Annotated in this window: 10 protein-coding genes, 1 pseudogene and 1 riboswitch; of the genes and pseudogenes, 5 read left to right on the top strand and 6 right to left on the bottom strand. The window is 64.8% G+C overall.

Going from position 1 to position 17355, the window contains the following annotated elements; all coding sequences use genetic code 11:
* The first annotated feature begins 15 nt into the window (after nucleotides 1–15).
* Nucleotides 16–2340 (top strand): beta-L-arabinofuranosidase domain-containing protein, encoded by a 2325-nt coding sequence (locus ACPDIT_RS06330; protein WP_423442573.1) that lies wholly within the window; start codon nucleotides 16–18, stop codon nucleotides 2338–2340.
* 138 nt (nucleotides 2341–2478) lie between these two features.
* Here the strand turns inward: ACPDIT_RS06330 and ACPDIT_RS06325 are convergent, their stop codons facing one another.
* Nucleotides 2479–3564, bottom strand: coding sequence for a cellulase family glycosylhydrolase (locus tag ACPDIT_RS06325; protein ID WP_423442331.1), 1086 nt, complete (start codon nucleotides 3562–3564; stop codon nucleotides 2479–2481).
* 49 nt (nucleotides 3565–3613) lie between these two features.
* The gene (locus ACPDIT_RS06320) at nucleotides 3614–4021 is read right to left on the bottom strand and encodes a response regulator (protein ID WP_423442330.1); all 408 of its coding nucleotides are present in this window, start codon (nucleotides 4019–4021) and stop codon (nucleotides 3614–3616) included.
* Nucleotides 4022–4461: 440 nt separating this feature from the next.
* Between ACPDIT_RS06320 and der the strand changes: the two genes are divergently transcribed.
* The gene (gene der, locus ACPDIT_RS06315; RefSeq protein ID WP_423442329.1) at nucleotides 4462–5955 is read left to right on the top strand and encodes a ribosome biogenesis GTPase Der; all 1494 of its coding nucleotides are present in this window, start codon (nucleotides 4462–4464) and stop codon (nucleotides 5953–5955) included.
* 55 nt (nucleotides 5956–6010) lie between these two features.
* Here der and ACPDIT_RS06310 read toward each other — a convergent pair whose 3' ends face one another.
* A complete protein-coding gene (locus tag ACPDIT_RS06310) occupies nucleotides 6011–6946 on the bottom strand; it encodes a DMT family transporter (protein WP_423442328.1) in 936 nt (311 codons plus the stop codon).
* Between the two features lie 1271 nt (nucleotides 6947–8217).
* A riboswitch (cobalamin riboswitch) is annotated at nucleotides 8218–8409 on the top strand.
* A 474-nt stretch (nucleotides 8410–8883) separates the two neighbouring features.
* Here ACPDIT_RS06310 and ACPDIT_RS06305 point away from each other — a divergent pair.
* From ACPDIT_RS06305 to ACPDIT_RS06295, 3 genes and pseudogenes are all read left to right on the top strand, one after another.
* Nucleotides 8884–11307: pseudogene (locus ACPDIT_RS06305) on the top strand (ribonucleoside-diphosphate reductase subunit alpha); the annotation flags it as partial.
* A 58-nt stretch (nucleotides 11308–11365) separates the two neighbouring features.
* Complete coding sequence (gene metE / locus ACPDIT_RS06300; protein ID WP_423442327.1) at nucleotides 11366–13648, top strand: 5-methyltetrahydropteroyltriglutamate--homocysteine S-methyltransferase; 2283 nt, start codon at nucleotides 11366–11368, stop codon at nucleotides 13646–13648.
* 31 nt (nucleotides 13649–13679) lie between these two features.
* Nucleotides 13680–14741: a ribonucleotide-diphosphate reductase subunit beta gene (locus ACPDIT_RS06295; protein ID WP_423442326.1), complete on the top strand. Its 1062-nt coding sequence runs from the start codon at nucleotides 13680–13682 to the stop codon at nucleotides 14739–14741.
* Between the two features lie 235 nt (nucleotides 14742–14976).
* Here ACPDIT_RS06295 and ACPDIT_RS06290 read toward each other — a convergent pair whose 3' ends face one another.
* From ACPDIT_RS06290 to ACPDIT_RS06280, 3 genes are read right to left on the bottom strand one after another with little or no spacing between them, the layout of a single operon-like run.
* On the bottom strand, nucleotides 14977–15165 hold the full coding sequence (locus ACPDIT_RS06290) for a hypothetical protein (protein WP_423442325.1): 189 nt from the start codon (nucleotides 15163–15165) through the stop codon (nucleotides 14977–14979).
* On the bottom strand, nucleotides 15162–16034 hold the full coding sequence (locus ACPDIT_RS06285; protein WP_423442324.1) for a prohibitin family protein: 873 nt from the start codon (nucleotides 16032–16034) through the stop codon (nucleotides 15162–15164). Before ACPDIT_RS06285 ends, ACPDIT_RS06290 begins: the two co-directional genes overlap by 4 nt.
* Entirely contained in the window at nucleotides 15991–16842 is an 852-nt protein-coding gene (locus tag ACPDIT_RS06280) for a prohibitin family protein (protein WP_423442323.1), read from the bottom strand. Before ACPDIT_RS06280 ends, ACPDIT_RS06285 begins: the two co-directional genes overlap by 44 nt.
* Nucleotides 16843–17355 lie beyond the last annotated feature (513 nt).

Here is a 17355-nt window from a genome sequence, read left to right as displayed (position 1 = left end):
GTCCACCGGGGCCGGATTTCGTTCCTGCTGACGGTTTGCGTTTGTGTTGCGGGTTGCGCCACAGCACGTGCCGCGGAGTGGTTCCCGGCGCCCGCACAGTCGGTCCCGTGGGAGGCCCGGCCCTTTGCGCCGTCGCAAGTGCGACTTTTGCCCGGGCCGTTTCGAACGGCGCAGGAAATGGACGCACGATGGCTGTTGCGGTTGGAGCCGGATCGCTTGCTGGCGCCATACCGCACCGAGGCGGGTTTGCAGCCCAAAGCGCCACGGTACGAAGGTTGGGAGTCCATGAGCATCTCCGGGCACAGCCTTGGGCATTACCTGTCTGCCTGCGCCCGACTGTACCAGGCCCTGGGCGATCCCCAATTCCGGCGTCGGGTGGAGTACATCGTGGAGGAACTGGCCGTTTGTCAGGAGGCGCGCGGCGACGGGTTCGTGGGCGGGATGCCCGAGAGCCGGCGCGTTTTCGCGGAGATTGCCCGGGGCGAAATCCGGTCCGGCGGCTTCGATCTGAACGGCTCCTGGGTGCCGTGGTACAACCTGCACAAATTGTTCGCCGGGTTGCTGGACGCGCATGCCTACTGCACCAACGCGCGCGCCCTGGAAATCGCGGCGCGCCTGGGAGATTGGGTCCACAACGTCACCCGGAATCTCACCGAGGACCAGTGGCAACGGATGCTCGCATGCGAATACGGCGGAATGAACGAGGTGTTGGCCGAGTTGGCGGCCCGGACCGGTCGCCCGGTCTATCTGGACCTGGCCCGCAAATTCTACGACCGCGCCGTGCTGGATCCGCTGGCCGAGGGTCGTGACGAGCTTCGGGGCAAACACGCCAACACGCAGATCCCCAAAACCATCGGTGCCGCCCGGATCTTCGAATTGACGGCGGAGCCGCGGTATGCCGCCATCGCCAGCAACTTCTTTCACATCGTGTTGCGCAGCCACACCTATGCCACGGGGGGCAACAGCGAGGGCGAACACTTCGGACCGCCCGGTCGGCTCAGCAACCGGCTCGGCGCCAACACCACCGAGACCTGCAACACCTACAACATGCTCAAACTCGCACGGGCCCTGTACCGGTGGCGGCCGGATGCCGCCCTCGGCGACTACTACGAACGGGCCCTTTGGAATCACATCCTGGCCTCCCAACACCCGGAAACCGGGCAGGTTCTGTACTTTCTGCCCCTGCGGCCGGGCGGCCAGAAAAGCTTCATGGATGACCACGCCTTCACCTGCTGCAGTGGCACGGGCATGGAAAACCATGCCCGCTACAACGAGAACATCTTTTTCCACGGCGATCAGACGCTGTGGGTGGACCAGTTCCTCGCGGCCGAATTGCATTGGCCCGAGCATGGACTCCGGTTGCGCCAGCACACTCGATTCCCCGAGGAACCGGTCGTGCGCCTCCACTTCCGGCTGGAACGACCGGTGCGGCTGAGCCTGCGGGTGCGCCACCCGTTCTGGGCCACCAACGGCTTTGACGTCCTGTTGAACGGTCAGCGCCTCAACGTCGTCAGTCGGCCCGGTTCGTATGCGGTCATCGAGCGGGAATGGCATCCGGACGACGTCGTGCAGGTCGAGATGCCCTTTGCCCTCCGCACGGAACCGATGCCCGACAACGACCGGCGCGTGGCCATCTTCTACGGGCCGATCCTGCTGGCCGGCGAAGTGGGACCGCCGCGTTCCCAGGATCTGGTCCCCGTGCTGATCCCGGAGAACCGACCCGTGCGCGACTGGCTGCAGCCTCTCTGGGGCCGTCCGCTGGAGTTTCGCACCGCGGGCGTGGGTCGGCCACGGGACGTCGTGCTGCGCCCCTTGTACGCCACCTACGACTGTCGCCACACCGTCTACTGGGATCTCTACACCGAGGCCGAGTGGGAAAAGCGCCGGGCCGCCTACGAGGCCGAACAGGCGCGACTGCGCGAACTGGAAGCGCGAACCGTGGACCGGTTCGACATCGGCGAAATGCAGCCCGAACGGGATCACAACCTGCGCGGAGAAAAGACGGCACCGGGCGAATTCAACGGCCGAAAATTCCGGCATGCCTGGGACGGTGGCTGGTTCGCCTTCGAGGTGGCCGTGCCCCCGGATGCGCCGGCCGATCTCGTCATCACCTACTGGGGCAGTGAAACGGGCAATCGCACCTTTGACGTGATCGTGGAAGGCGAAACGATCGCCACCACCCGGCTCCATCAAGACCGGCCCGACGAGTTCTGGGACAAGGTCTATCCGCTGCCGGAACGGCTCACCCGCGGCAAGGAACGCGTCACCGTTCGTTTCCAGGCGCATCCCGGCAACTACGCCGGGGGTGTCTTCGGCGTGCGAGTCGTGCGCCGACCATAACCGCGCCGCGGGTTGTCCCGGGTTGCGAGGTTTCGTCTGCGGAGCGCCCGCAGACATGGTGCGGGGCGCCGCCCGGGGCGCCCCCGACGGCGTTTCCCGAGGAATGGACCGCGACGCCCGATCGCCACAACCGCTGCCTCAATGGGCCTGCAGCAGCTCCAACATCGCGCGGTCCAGCTGATGGCCCCGAAAGGATTCGTAGGCAACATCCTTGCGGCCGCTGTCCAGGACCCCAAACGAGCCGCGGAAATTCCACAGCGCCCAGCCCCAGCCCGCCTCCTGCCACAGCTCCAGACAATCCCGCATCCAGGCCAGCACCACCTTGTGCGGGGTGTGCTGGAATGCGCCCCACTCGCCGACATGCACCCCCACGCCCTGTTGTTGCAGCCGGCGCCACGGCTCGATGCGCTCCCGGCGCAGGGTTTCCTTGTCCACCACCTGGTCGCCGCGGCGCAAGGGCCACGTGGGTTCGGGCCAGCGATCGGAGCCCCGAATCCAACCGGCCCGGTAATGACTGATCTCCATGGGTTGGTAACCCCGGGTGCTTTGGGCAATGCCCAGGTCGGCCAGGCTCGGGACGGGATCGAGCCCCCACCGGAGTCCGTCGGCGATGATCAGGCGGTCCGGATCCTCGCTGCGGATCGCCTGCACCAAGTGCCGGACGACGCGCGCGTAGGTCGCCTCCGGAATGTCGGGCGGCTCGTTCAACAAATCGAAACTCAGGTGGCGGTTGGAGATGCCCTTGTAGCGGCGGGCAAAATGCGCCCAGTGAAACGCACAAGCCTCCAGGGCCCGTGGATCGGACCACAGATCCATCGGCTCCTTGGGCGGGTTGACGCAGTAACCCGGCGCCCGATGCAGATTGAGATTGACATGAATCCCGTAGCGCCGTCCCCAAGCCACGGCCTGGTCCACGTGCGTCAACGGCTCCTCCTGCAACCGGGTGGGTTCCTCCGCCGTGGCCCAGCAGCGGTAGGACATCGGCAGGCGCACGAAATTGAAGCCCAGCTCGGCGATCCACTCAAAATCCGATTCGCGGAACGGCGGGTTTCCCTCCGGACGCGCCGTGAACTTCTCCAACAAATTGAATCCGCGCCAGCGCGGCAGCCGCTTCGGACTGGGGTCGGGAAGCTCGGGGCGGGGGGCAGCCGTGGCGGCCCGGCCTTTCCATGCCGACACCGCCAGGGCGGCGCCACTGAGTCGAAGGAACTGGCGACGTGTCATGCGACCTGCGGGATGTGAGGGATGAGGATCCTGGTTGGGAAAAGGAACACTAGCGACCCGTCAACTGACGCACCATGGCCACCAGTTGCGCAGTTTGAAACGGCTTGGCCAGAAATGCGTCCGGCTTCACCGGGGAGTGCGCGTACACCTGTTCGTTCACCGTGCCGCTGGCCAGGATGATTTTCAGATCGGGCGCCACCACGCGGCATTGTTCGATGAACTCCATGCCATTCATCGTGTGCATGGCGTAGTCCGTGATCACCAGCGACACCCGGGCCGGGTCCGCCTTGACCGCCTCCAGCGCCCGTACCGGGTCGTCGAACGTCTCCACTTGAAATCCATGGGGCGACAAGACCATGGCGATCAGTTCCAGGATCATCACCTCGTCGTCCACCGCGAAGACGACGGGCCGGCCCGGCGGGACACTCGGATGGCTGCTGGTGGCTGGTGCGGTCATGCGTGACGATCGCCACGCCCAGTTAAAGGGCGGGCCCCCGGGACAGGCAAGAACGAACTGGACTGCATCCCTGCCCGCCCATGATACACGAAACCGGTCCCGGCCCGTCGCCGACCGGCAAAAGCCATCCCTCCGGAGCCCAGGCACAAAGCCACTGGCCACCGCGACCCGGCCCGCTCGCAGCGGAACGACCGCGCCCTTGGAACGCCATTTTGCGCAGGGTCTCGGTCCCGGAGCCGTCCGCCCGGTCCCCGCACCCGAACCCCCTACCAGCCCCGTCCTCCGAAGGGCATGCCACGTCCGGGCGGACTCGCGCGAACCGAAAAAGCTTGGCCCTCGGGTCCGTCCGACGGATTCGCGCGCCCTGCCGGGAGGAAGCTCCGGGGGCGGGTCGGGCCTTTGGGCTTTCGTCGTTGCCCGGCCCGGCACAGACTCGGCGCATGTCGCAGATCATCGCCATCGTCGGGCGACCCAACGTGGGCAAATCCGCCTTGTTCAATCGCCTGGCCGGTCGTCGCATCGCCATCGTGCACGATCAACCCGGGGTAACCCGGGATCGGGTCACCGCCGAGGTCGAATGGCGCGGCCGCCCGTTCACGCTGGTCGACACCGGCGGGATCGGACTGCGCCCCGGCGAAAAGGCACCGGACATCCTCACGGAGGCCACGCGCCAACAGGTGGAACTGGCGGTGGCCTCGGCGGCCGTGATCTTTTTCGTCGTGGATGTTCGGGAGGGACTGGTCCCCTTGGACGAAGAAGTGGCCGAGTGGCTCCGCGCCAGCGGCAAACCCGTCCTGGTCGTGGCCAACAAGGCCGACACCCCGGAATGGGACAGTCAGATCGTCGAGTTCGCCGAGCTCGGCTTTGAACGCATCTTTCCCGTGTCCGCCGAGCATGGTCGGGGGTTGGAACCGCTCATGCGCACTGCGCTGGCCCTCCTGCCCGGGCCCGCGCCGGTCGAATCTCCCGAGGAAACCTCAACCCCTCAGCCCCTCAAACTGGCCGTCGTCGGTCGCCCCAACGTCGGCAAATCTTCCCTGATCAATGCGCTCATCGGTTCGGCCCGCGTCATCGTCAGCCCCATCCCCGGCACCACCCGGGATGCCGTGGATGTGCCCTTCGAGATCGAAGTCGAAGGTCGCAAGGAATCGTACATCCTCATCGACACCGCCGGCCTGCGGAAACACCGGCGCCGCGCCGACGCCATCGAGTTCTTCAGCATCACCCGCGCCGAGGCCTCCATTCGCCGCGCCGATCTGGTCCTCTTTGTCCTGGACGCCGAGGCCGGAATCGTCGAGCAGGACAAAAAAATCGGCGGGCTGATCGTGGAAGCGGGCAAACCGTGTGTGTTGCTGGTCAACAAGTGGGACCTGTTCCACGAAACCGTGCAAAAGGAGTGGGCCAAACGCCAGGCCGGCGGCCCACGGGGCAAACGGGAGGAACGCCCCCCCGATCCCTTGCAACTCTTCGGCAGCTGGGTACGCGAGAAACTGTTCTTCCTCGACTACGCCCCCGTCCTCTTCACTTCGGCCGTGACCGGATTCCAACTCGACCGCGTGTTGGAAGCCGTCCGGTACGTCGCCGCCCAAATGCGCCAAACCGTGCCCACCGCCCTCTTGAACCGCACCCTCCATGAGGCGGTCGAGCGTCGGCAGCCCGTCAGCAAACAGGGACACCGGCTCAAGTTCTTTTACGCCACGCAAATCAGCCACACCCCGCCCACCTTCCTCATGTTCGTCAACCGCGACGAAGGCTTCTCCGAGCCCTACAAAAAGTACCTGGTGGGCGAACTGCGCAAGGCCTTTGGCTTCGAAGGCTGTCCCATTGTGCTCGTGCCCCGACCGCGCCCCCAAACCATCCCGCCCATCCGAAGCGACAAATCCGACCGCCGCGCGCGCGCCGAATCCGGTCGCCGCAAGAAGCCCGAGCCCTGACCCGGACGCGCAGCTCCCGCAGCGCGGGCACCGCGCCGCCCCGGCCGACCTCGCATCACTCCCGCACCGACTCCGCCGGCGCCGCCCCATCCGCCGTCCGCTCCGCCGGGGCGGTTCGCACAAGCCGAATCTGCCGGGACAAACCCACGGCCACCCCCGCCAGAATCACCACACTGCCCCACAGATGTCCCCAGTGTGGACGCTCGCCCAGCGCCACGGCGGCAATCCCCACCCCCAGCACCGGCTGCAAAAACACCGTCAGCACCGCCACATTCACTTCGGACTCCCGGATCACCGCAAACCACGCCACGTACCCGATCACCGTGCAGATCACCGACAGATATGCCAGCAGCCACCATCCCGGGGCCGGCAGGCTCGCCGCCGCACGCCACGCCGCCGGGCCGTCCAGGACCAGATTCGCCAGGCTCCCCGCCCCCAACGCCACGACCACGAGCTTGGCCAGGCCCACACGCCCCAACAACGGCTTGCCCATCACCGAATAGGCCGCCTCGCACACGAACGAGGAGAGGAACAACACATTCGCCGCCAGCCCCGGGAGGCGAAAGTCCGGACGCCACACCTCGGCCATCACCACCACCCCGAGCATGCCCAGCGCAAAGCCCAGCCAGCGCCGCGGTCCGATGTGTTCCCGCAGAAACACCGCCGCGGCAATCGAAGTGACCAACGGCTCCAACGCCATCAACACGGATGCATCCGTGGCCCGGCCCATCTGCACCCCGGCCACCTGCAGTCGCGGCGCCGCACAGAACACAATCACGCCCATCACCGCGGCCCTGACCAGATCCCGACCTCGCGGCGCCGTGCCCCCCAACCACGGCCATGCCACGGCCAGAAGCAACGCGGCCAAACTGTACCTCAGCGTGGCCAAACCCCCGGCGTCAAGATGCGGCGCCAACGCCTTGAAGGCAGAGTAGGTCCCCGCCCAAAAGGCGTTCATCACGATGAGGACAACCAGGTGCGCCGGACGCATGGCCGTGGCCGCTCAGCAAAGCCATCCGTCAGATGGGATGCAAGCCTTTCCCCGGCTGGTTTCCATCCCCTGCGAGCCACCCCGCACCCTGAGTCATGCAATCGGACACCGGCGAGCTGGGTGCCTCGAAACCATGACGCCAGCTGCCTTTCACGCGGAAGCTTGCCGGCAACACGAGCAACCATGCCTGCCGTAACGCGGGTGTTGAAGGTCCTTCCCCATCAACCCGCGCGAATGGCATCTCTACCTCCTCCTCGGCGCCCCATCGGCAGTTCAAAGCTGCGCAAAAGCAACGTCCTTCGCGCTCGGACAACAGCCATCAGCGCACCGCACCTCGCGACCGGTTGCCGCCCGGGTTCGCCCGGCCGATCAACGCCATCCGGCCATGAGAACTGTTTGCGCACGCCCACGTCCGAGCTCGCTTGTGCCCTCGCAATCGGCGACACCATGACCCGTCAGTGCACGGAGCATATCTCTTGGACACGCCGGCGAGGCTGATGGACATTCCCGTCACCGACCCCGCCGGCCCGCCGGCCCATTCCCCCCCGCTAGAACCCTCATACGTCACACCCCGGCATCCCTCCCGCGCCCATTGCCAGGGCGAAAGATTCGGACGGCAGGAGCTGTCTGCCGCTTCCACTCAAAACTCCAGGGTCACGAGCGGCCAAAAGCAAACCGGCCGTTGCTGCCGCAGTGGCCTTCACCTCTCATCTCCCGGAGACACGGCAGTTCCAAACATCCCGCAACCCACCGGGGCTCTTGACCACGAAATGTTGGACAAAGCACCGCTCTCCGTCCATGTCGCTGGGCCGGAGCCCGGGCAAACCGGGTGCCCACCACCACGTTGCTCGGAGCTCCGCGTTGACCCGGAGATGAACGACCCTGAGGGGCTCGCGGGAACGCAACACCCGGTCTCCCAGGGGACGCGCCGCCGGATCGCACATTCGGAGAACGGGACGTCCGACAACTCGGACCCGCTTGCGCGCTGTCCTGCCCGGAAGCCCCCCAATCCCACCGGCCCCGAAAAGAGTTGGGTGAGATCCACCGGCCCACCGCAGCTCTCGAGAACTGCTCACTACGAAAGCCGGGCCGCGGACGTTCTGCGAAAGTGCCTCTTGACGTTTCCTCCCCTGCGCAAGTCGTTCGCAAAACGCGACTTTTGCAACCCCCCGGTGCCGGTGAAAATCTCCGACGTTGATCAGTTGACACACGGGGCACATGCCTCTATAAGTGACCGTGCTCTTTGAGTGCATCACACAACGAACCGTTGTGTGAGTGCGCCGTGAGTAAGTGCCCCGTTTCCGCAACGGGGAGAATAGGGAAGCAGGTGAAAGCCCTGCGCGGTTGCGCCGCTGTAACGGGCGACGAAACGCCAAAAGGACCACTGTTCCAAAAGGAATGGGAAGGTCGGCGGAGTAGGATGACCCCGGAGCCAGAAGACCTGCTTACTCACGCTCATCAGGCCGACTGCCGGGTGGCAGCCCGGCCAAACAATCGCGCATAACGATTGGATGAGGGAATGACGAGCTTGTTCTTCCCGCAGGCCCGTTTTCCCCTGACCAACCCGGTCCGTCCCGGGATGGCCGAGGGTCCCTCTCCTATGCTCCCTGCGAGCAATCCGGGAGGAACATCATCCCATGACGAATCACGCAAACGCCTCGAGTCCGGTCGCTTCCGTAAATGCCGCGGCCTGCCTTCCTGACAACCCGGCCTGTCCAACAACGCAACAGGACGAGTCGGTGCCCATGGGTCCTGCCATCAGGACTCCGGCTGCGAAACCCTGTACGCACGAGGAGACCTCCCACGCGGTCGGCCGTCTCTCGCCTTGCGCCTGTCAAACGAGTCAGGACACCCGGGTCCGCAGCCTCCCCGTCGCCACCGCCTCCGCAGGTTCCGGCAACGGCGGCACTACCCACAACGCCCCGGTCGGACAGTCCCACTCTCCAAGAGCAGCGCGCCTCCAGGATGTCCTCGCTCGGGCCTGTGAAGCTCTCGGACTGACTTCCTGGATTCCCGCCCTCGTCGAAGAAACCCTTCGCCAGCTCCCCGAGGATGCAACACACGAGGAAGAGCAAAAGGCAATGCTTTTGGCGGCTCGCAGCCTTGTCGAGCAGGAGCCCGATCTGAGTTACGTAGCGGCACGCCTGCTCCTCGAGCGAATCTATCATGCCGCCCTGGGTGCACCTCCCCCGCATCAAAGCTGGGAAGATTGGCAACGTAACCGGTTTCCCGACTATGTGGTCCGCGGCGTCCAGGCCGGACTCCTGTCTCCCCAAATGCTCGGCTTCGACCTCCCTCGACTGGCAGCCGGGCTGCAACCCGCCCGCGACCGGCTATTTCTCTATCCCGGCCTTCAGCTCCTGTACGACCGCTACCTTCTGCGCGACCGGGACATACTCCTCGAGACGCCGCAATTCCTCTGGATGAGAGTCGCGATGGGTCTGGCCCTGGGCGAGGGCCCCTCCAAAGACCAGCGCGCCCTGGAATTCTACGACGTGCTGTCGACCTTCCGATATGTCTGCAGCACTCCCACCCTCTTCAACGCCGGCACGAACCATCCCCAGCTCAGCTCGTGCTATCTCAGCACCGTCCGAGATGACCTGGACCATATCTTCAAGGTCATTGCCGACAATGCCAAACTTTCCAAGTGGGCCGGCGGTCTGGGCAATGACTGGACCCCGGTGCGCGCCACCGGCGCCCTCATTCACGGCACCGGAGGGCGCAGCCAGGGAGTTATCCCCTTCCTGAAAATCGTCAACGACGTTGCCGTTGCCGTCAACCAGGGAGGCAAACGCAAGGGCGCCGTCTGCGTCTATCTGGAACTCTGGCATCTCGACATCGAGGAGTTTCTCGAACTGCGCAAAAATACAGGGGACGAGCGGCGGCGCACTCATGACATGAACACGGCCGTTTGGGTGCCGGATCTTTTCATGAAGCGGGTGCTCCAGGGGGGACCCTGGACCCTGTTCAACCCCGCTGAGGTTCCGGATTTACATGACCTCTACGGCCGCGCGTTTGAGGAGCGTTACGAACACTATGAGCGCGAGGCAAGAGCCGGCCGCCTCAGCCTCTGGAAGCAAGTGGATGCCACCTCCTTGTGGCGGAAAATGCTCACCATGTTGTTCGAGACCGGGCATCCCTGGATCACGTTCAAGGATCCCTCCAACGTGCGCAATCCACAAAGCCATGTGGGAGTGATTCATGGATCCAATCTTTGCACGGAGATCCTGCTGAACACCTCCCCCGAGGAGACCGCGGTCTGCAACCTGGGCTCGATCAACCTGGCCGCCCACCTCGTCCCCGGCGGCATAGACCGCCAGCAGCTCGCACAAACGATCCGTACCGCCATGCGGATGCTGGATAATGTCATTGACCTTAACTTTTACCCGATTCCCGAGGCTCAACGGGCCAACCTGCGCCATCGCCCCGTCGGCCTCGGCCTCATGGGCTTTCAGGACGCCCTTTATCATCTCCGCATCCCCTACGCGAGTCCTGAGGCGGTGGAATTTTCTGACCGGATCATGGAGTGGATCGCCTACCACGCCCTCTGGGCCTCCACGGAGCTGGCGGAAGAGCGGGGCGCCTACCCCTCCTTCCGCGGGTCCAAGTGGGATCAGGGTTATCTACCCGTCGATACCCTCGCCCACTTGGAACAACAACGCGGCGGATGGCTCGAGGTCGATCGCAGCACGACCCTCGACTGGCAGCCCCTCCGTGAACGCATCCGCCGCTTCGGATTGCGCAATTCCAACACCATGGCCATCGCACCCACCGCCACCATCGCCACCCCGGTGGGGGTGTCGCCTTCGATCGAGCCCACATACAAAAACCTCTATGTCCGTGCCAACCTGAGCGGCGATTTCCTGACATGGAACCGCGCCCTGGTGCGCGACCTGAAATCCCTCGGCCTTTGGGACGCGGAGATGATCGAGGACCTTAAGTATCACGACGGTTCCGTCCAGTCGCTCCCCAGGGTTCCCCGCGAGCTCAAGGAACTCTACCGCACCGCCTTCGAGATCGAGCCCGCCTGGCTCATCGAGTGTGCCAGCCGCAGACAAAAGTGGATCGACATGGGCCAGTCCCTGAACCTTTACCTGGCGCAGCCCGACGGGGCGCTCCTGAGCCACATGTATCTCCTGGCCTGGCGCAAGGGCCTGAAAACCACTTATTATCTCCACACCCGGGCCGCCACCCGGGTCGAGCCCGCAACCGTCGACATCAATCGCCGCGGGCTTCAGCCCCGTTGGATGAAGCACCGCTCTCCCAGCGCCGAAATCGTCGTCCAACGCGACCCCGCAACCGCCTGCTCCCTGCGGCCCGGCGATTCGGTGGACGCCCCCGAATGCGAGGCCTGCCAATAATCCCCCACGCGCACAGCCCTTCCGGGCCGCCGTGGCATTCTCGCATACCGTACTGCACATGAACACGTCTCGACTTGCCGTTCACAACCTCGGTTTCCCGCGCATCGGACCTCGCCGGGAACTAAAACACGCCCTCGAAAGTTTCTGGGCCGGTCGCAGTTCCGCCGAAGAACTGCTCGAAACAGCGCGCGTGCTTCGCGCCGAGGTCTGGCACGCACAACATCGCGCCGGCGTCGATTGGATTCCGTCGGGCGATTTCTCCCTCTACGATCACGTGCTGGACACCGTGGTGTTGCTGGGCTGCATCCCGCCACGCTTCGGCCAAATCGACGGTGAGCCTCCCCTGTCCACGTACTTCGCCCTGGCCCGCGGGCTGCCGGGTATCCCTCCGCTCGAACTCACCAAGTGGTTCGACACCAACTATCATCACCTGGTCCCCGAGGTCCGCGAGGGCCAACGCTTCCGCCTGGGCTCGGAAAAGCCTTTTCGGGAGTTCTCCGAGGCCACAGCCCTCGGCCTTCGCTCCCTGCCGGTTCTGCTGGGCCCCGTCACCTTCCTGGCGCTGGCCCGCGCCGAGACGCCGCGCATGGACAAACTCAAGCTCCTGCCGGCCCTCCTGCCGGTGTACGCAGAAATCCTGGACCGGCTGGCCAGCCTGGGAGCGACCTGGGTGCAACTGGACGAGCCCATTCTGTCCACCCCCCTAACCCCGGAGTGGCAACGGGCCCTCATCTGGGCGTATGAGCGCCTCCGGCTCTGGTCCAAATCCCCTCGCATCCTTGTCGCCACGTATTTCGGCGGCCTCGACGACAACCGGACCACCGCGCTGGAGTTGGCCGTGGACGGGCTGCACCTGGACCTGGTGCGTGCGCCGCACGACCTGGCTGCCCTGCTGCCGGTCCTTCCCCGCCATTGGGTCCTTTCGCTCGGCGTGATTGACGGACGCAACCCTTGGCGCTGCCGCCTCGACCGGGCCTGGGCCCTGGTCCGACGCGCCGTCAACGCGCTCGGCCCCTCACAGGTCTGGATTGCCCCGTCCTGCTCCCTGCTGCATGTGCCTCTTTCGGCACGCCTCGAGACACGTCTAAGCCCATGGCTGCGTGCCGAGCTGGCCTTCGCCCTCGAAAAACTCGAGGAGTTGAACCTGCTGGCCACCGCGGCTCTGCAAACCTCTCCTCCCGCCCCCCCAGACACAGGCGGCCCGGGTCCCTCCTCTCCCAACCCGAGGGAAATCCCCGAGGTCCGAAAACGCGTGGCCGCAGCCACCCAGCAAGAACCTCGTCGCTCCGCACCCGCCCACATCCGGCGCCAGCTCCACCAGCGGCGCCTCGCGTTACCTCCCCTGCCCACCACCACCATCGGATCCTTCCCACAGGATGCCGAGCTGCGGCGCATGCGGGCGCAGTGGAAACAGGGACGACTCGGCCCGGAGCAGTATCAACAATTCCTGCAACAACGCATCACCGCGTGCATCCGGATCCAGGAGGCCGCCGGCCTCGACGTGCTCGTCCACGGCGAGTTCGAGCGGAACGACATGGTCGAATACTTTGCCGAGCACCTGGCGGGTTTTGCGATCACTGATCACGGCTGGGTGCAGAGCTACGGCTCGCGCTGTGTAAAGCCTCCTCTCCTCTTTGGGGATGTTTACCGCCCGGCCCCCATCACTGTCCCCTGGTGGCAGCACGCCCAGGCCGCCACCCAACGACCGGTCAAGGCCATCCTCACCGGCCCGATCACCCTGCTGCAGTGGAGCTTTGTCCGCGAAGACCTGCCCCGGGACCAAGTGGCCTACCAACTCGCTCTGGCCATCCGGGAGGAGATCCGGGATCTGGAAGCCTCCGGCTGCTCCATCATCCAGGTCGACGAACCGGCCCTCCGCGAGGGCCTTCCCCTGTCCGCCCCGGACCAGGCCCTCTACCTCGAGTGGGCCCCTCGTGCCTTCCAGCTGGCCATCTGCCAGGCAAAGGATGAAACCCAGATCCACAGCCACATGTGCTACTGCGATTTCCGGGCCATCGAACCCGCTCTGCGTGCCATGGAGATCGACGTTCTTTCTCTGGAAGCCGCGCGGTCCCGCATGGAAATCCTCGACGTATGCCCCTCCTGGGCGCAGTACTTCGCCCTGGGCCCCGGAGTGTGGGACGTGCATTCCCCCCACACCCCCACCGTGGCCGAACTCACCGAGCGGATCCAACTGGCCCTCACACGAATTCCCCCGGAAAGACTCTGGATCAATCCCGACTGTGGTCTCAAAACCCGAAGCGCACAGGAAGTCGAAGCGGGCCTCAAAAACCTGGTAGAAGCCGCACAACGCGTCCGTCTGGCTCTTTCCCAAACCTGAACCTTCCACGGACACAATTCAGCAACCAACCATGAGCTGCTGCAACGTCACCACCGAACGACCCAAACCGTGGGATCTCTCACGCTTCATCAACCCGGAGCACAAACGACTGGTCAATTGCAAAACCGTCGATGTCAACCAGCTGGTCCCCATCAAATACCACTGGGCCTGGGAACACTACCTGAACGGATGCGCCAACCACTGGATGCCCACCGAGATCCCGATGCAGCGGGACATCGAACTGTGGAAATCCGACCAGTTAACCCCCGACGAGCGCAGGGTCATCTTGCGAAACCTCGGATTCTTCAGCACCGCGGAAAGTCTCGTCGGCAACAACATCGTCCTGGCCATCTATCGTTACATCACCAACCCGGAGGCTCGCCAGTACCTGCTGCGTCAGGCGTTCGAAGAGGCCATCCACACCCATGCCTTCCACTACATCTGCGAGTCCCTCGGCCTCGACGCCCGGGAGGTGTTCAACATGTATCACGAAATCAACAGCATCCATGACAAGGACCTCTTCGAAATGCGCCTCACCGAGGACATCTTGCAACCCGACTTTACCACCGAGACCACCGAGGGCCTGCAACGATTCGTGAAAAACCTCGTCGGCTTCTATGTCATCATGGAGGGCCTGTTCTTCTACAGCGGCTTCGCCATGATCCTCAACTTTCACCGCCAGGGACGAATGACCGGGATCGGCGAACAATTCCAGTACATCCTGCGCGACGAAACCATCCACCTCAACTTCGGCATCGATTTGATCAACGGTATCCGCATGGAAAATCCGGAAATCTGGACACCGACCTTCCGGCAGGAGTTACAATCCCTCATCGAACAGGCCGTCGAGCTCGAGGTCCTCTACGCACGCGATTGCCTGCCGCGGGGCATTCTGGGCCTCAAGGCAGAGATGTTTCGCGAATATGTGCAGTACATCGCCGACCGCCGCCTGGAGCGCATCGGGCTCACCGCCCGCTACCACTCCAAAAACCCCTTCCCATGGATGAGCGAGGCCATCGACGTCGGCAAACAAAAGAACTTCTTCGAAACCCGCGTCACCGAGTATCAGGCCGGAGGTTCCCTGCGCTGGTAGGTGTAAACCCGCGCCCTCCCGACCCAACGCCTCGGGATCGGCCGGCCCCCGCCACCGCAGTATCCCCGCAAATTGCCCAGTGCCCTCGCCAGGGCCCGGGCAACAGGACCGGGGAAAGCCGGTACGAACACGCCGTAATGGAGTTCAACCCGTTCTCCCCCGGGGCTGCCGCTCCTTGACTCCACCAAGATTCAGCCCCTGCGACCCCCGCGTCCTCCCAGCCTCCACACCGCACTCACCGCCGGCCCAGGCCCCAAATCAACCAGCAGGCCAGGGCCACCAGCAGGATCACCCACCAGAAATACCGCAACTCCCGCGCCGCCATTTCCATCACTCCCAGGGCGCGCGGAAACAAAACCAGCAGGACGCCTGCCACACCCGCCAAAAGCAAAATCCGCAGGATGGCTCGTTGGGGACCGGTCATGGTGATTCCGCAGATTGCGAAGCGTCCCCCAGCGGCAGCAGCAGCCCCGCACCGCTGGTCCCCGGGTCGGCCGGAACCACCAACGGGGCCCGGCCGTTCCATTTTTCCACCAGTTGCAACCGCAGAAAGGCCGGATTCAACCGCAGCGCTTCCCCCCGGATCCGGATCGCGCGGGCCTCACCCTCGGCGCGGATCACCGCGGTTTGCGCCTCGATCTCGGTCTGCATCTGCACGAACCGCGCCCGGGCCGCCTCCTGCTCGGCCACCATTTTGGCCTCGATCGCCCGCTCCAGCTCCTCCGACAGATCGATGTTCCGGATGACCAGGTCGTGGACTTCCAGCAGCGCGCCGATCTTCTCCCGCGCGTTGGCCAGGGCCTGCTGCTTGACCCGGTCCCGACCTTTCACAATCTGCTCGGCCGTCAGCAGGGCGGTCACCTCCTTCACGGCCTCCTGGACACGCGGCGCGATCAAACTGTCGAAGGGATCGCCCGCATACTGCCGGTAAATCTGCACCACGGAACTCTCCGGCACCCGGTACAGAACGCGCAGGTCCAGGGTGATCTGCTGCAGGTCCGAGGAGAAACAATCCGCGCGCAGCGGCGCGGTCCGTTGCCGGACGCTGACGGGAACGATCCGCGTCACCAGGGGCAGTTTGAAACCGAACCCCTCGGGCAAAAACTGGTCGGAGGCCCGGCCCAGGGTGACCTTCACCCCGCGGTGCCCGGGCGGAATGACGTAACTGCTGGCGCCGGCCAGCAGCACCAGCACGAAGATCCCCGCCGCCACGGCCAGCAGCCGCGGCAGCAGCGCCGGGATCACCACCTCAACGGGTCGATCGTGGGGATAATACGGGTTTCGCGGGCGCATGGTTGGTGGCTGGAATGGATCGCAACAACTCCGACAGTGACATCAGGACCGGGCCCCCGCCGACGACCAACGGCGGCATCCCGTCCCAACGGTCCACAATCTGCAGTTCCACGTAGGCCGGATTCTCCTTCAGGGCCTCGCCGCGGATGCGAATCGATTCGGCCTCGCCCCGCGCCTTGATCACGGCCGTGTCGGCTTCGATCTGGGCCCGTTGCTGCACAAACTTCGCCTTCGCCGCCTCCTGTTCCTGAATCATCTTCTGTTCGATGGCCCGCTCCAGCTCGGGCGTGAGCTTGATGTCCTCGATGACCAGGTCCTCCAGCACGACCAGTTCGCCCACCTTGCGCCGCGCCAGTTCTAGCGTGCGGACCTTGATTTCCTCGCGGTTTTTCACGATCTGCTCGGCCGTCTCCAGTGCCACCACCTCCTTCAGTGCCTCATGGACCCGCGGCGCCACCAGTTGGGCGAACGGCTCCCCCTCATAGTCGCGAAACAACCGAACCACGGCCGATTCGGGGATGCGAAACAACACCCGCAACGCCACCACGATTTGCTGCAGGTCGGAGGAATAACACTCGGCCGTCTCCCGGGCGGTCTGTTGCCGGATCGAGACCGGGTGGATCTCGGTGATCAGGGGCATCTTGAAGCCAAAGCCCTCGGCCTTGAACTGCTCGGACACGCGTCCCAACGTCACCTCCACCCCGCGATAGCCGGGTTGCACGACGTAGGTGCCGTTGGCGGCCATCAGCACAATCACGAACACCAGCAATGCGATGCCCAGCCACCGTGCCAACGTTTGAGGTTGCATGGTCATCCTCCGAAACCGAAACCCACCGTAAAGCGAATCGCCGCCCACGCAAGGAAAACCGGTCCGCCCGGGCCGGCGGGCCCAGATCCCCGCCCAATCTCCGGGCTTTCTTTTCCTGAAACAGCCCAGGACCCGAAGTGGCCCGTTCGCCACATCCGGTCCCCGCTCACACGCCTTGCCACCCCCGTGCCTGCAGCCTTCGGGTCCAGCCGCCACCGAAAGTTGCTGCCCGATTCTCATCCCGCGGCTCGAAACCTTCGCGTTGCCCTCTGGGGGGCGGAGCGAAAACGCGCTCGAGTGCCCACGGCCACATCCACGCGCCGTTCCAACTGAGGGACGCAGCCAGGGTCGCCTGTGCCAGCGCCCAGAGGCTCGACCCAAAGCCAACCCCAAGAGACGTCGTGGCCCTGTGGACACGCAGACAAAGCCCAGGGATCTCATTTGTGTGCCCCAGCGATGCTGACGGCGAGGAGGTGCCCGGCGGGGGACGGCGTGGGCCCAAACTCCAAGAAG

Origin of the sequence: Limisphaera sp. VF-2 (genome assembly GCF_049537125.1) — a bacterium.
In the GTDB taxonomy this organism is placed as follows: Bacteria; Verrucomicrobiota; Verrucomicrobiia; order Limisphaerales; family Limisphaeraceae; genus Limisphaera.
This window is presented reverse-complemented; position numbering and strand designations above follow the sequence as displayed.

Excerpts from the sequence above, each read along its gene's own strand:
- ACPDIT_RS06285 (WP_423442324.1), bottom strand. The coding sequence starts at position 16,034 with ATGCGCCCGCGAAACCCGTATTATCCCCACGATCGACCCGTTGAGGTG.
- der (WP_423442329.1), top strand. The coding sequence starts at position 4,462 with ATGTCGCAGATCATCGCCATCGTCGGGCGACCCAACGTGGGCAAATCC.
- ACPDIT_RS06325 (WP_423442331.1), bottom strand. The coding sequence starts at position 3,564 with ATGACACGTCGCCAGTTCCTTCGACTCAGTGGCGCCGCCCTGGCGGTG.
- ACPDIT_RS06280 (WP_423442323.1), bottom strand. The coding sequence starts at position 16,842 with ATGCAACCTCAAACGTTGGCACGGTGGCTGGGCATCGCATTGCTGGTG.
- ACPDIT_RS06320 (WP_423442330.1), bottom strand. The coding sequence starts at position 4,021 with ATGACCGCACCAGCCACCAGCAGCCATCCGAGTGTCCCGCCGGGCCGG.
- ACPDIT_RS06295 (WP_423442326.1), top strand. The coding sequence starts at position 13,680 with ATGAGCTGCTGCAACGTCACCACCGAACGACCCAAACCGTGGGATCTC.
- metE (WP_423442327.1), top strand. The coding sequence starts at position 11,366 with ATGAACACGTCTCGACTTGCCGTTCACAACCTCGGTTTCCCGCGCATC.
- ACPDIT_RS06290 (WP_423442325.1), bottom strand. The coding sequence starts at position 15,165 with ATGACCGGTCCCCAACGAGCCATCCTGCGGATTTTGCTTTTGGCGGGT.
- ACPDIT_RS06310 (WP_423442328.1), bottom strand. The coding sequence starts at position 6,946 with ATGCGTCCGGCGCACCTGGTTGTCCTCATCGTGATGAACGCCTTTTGG.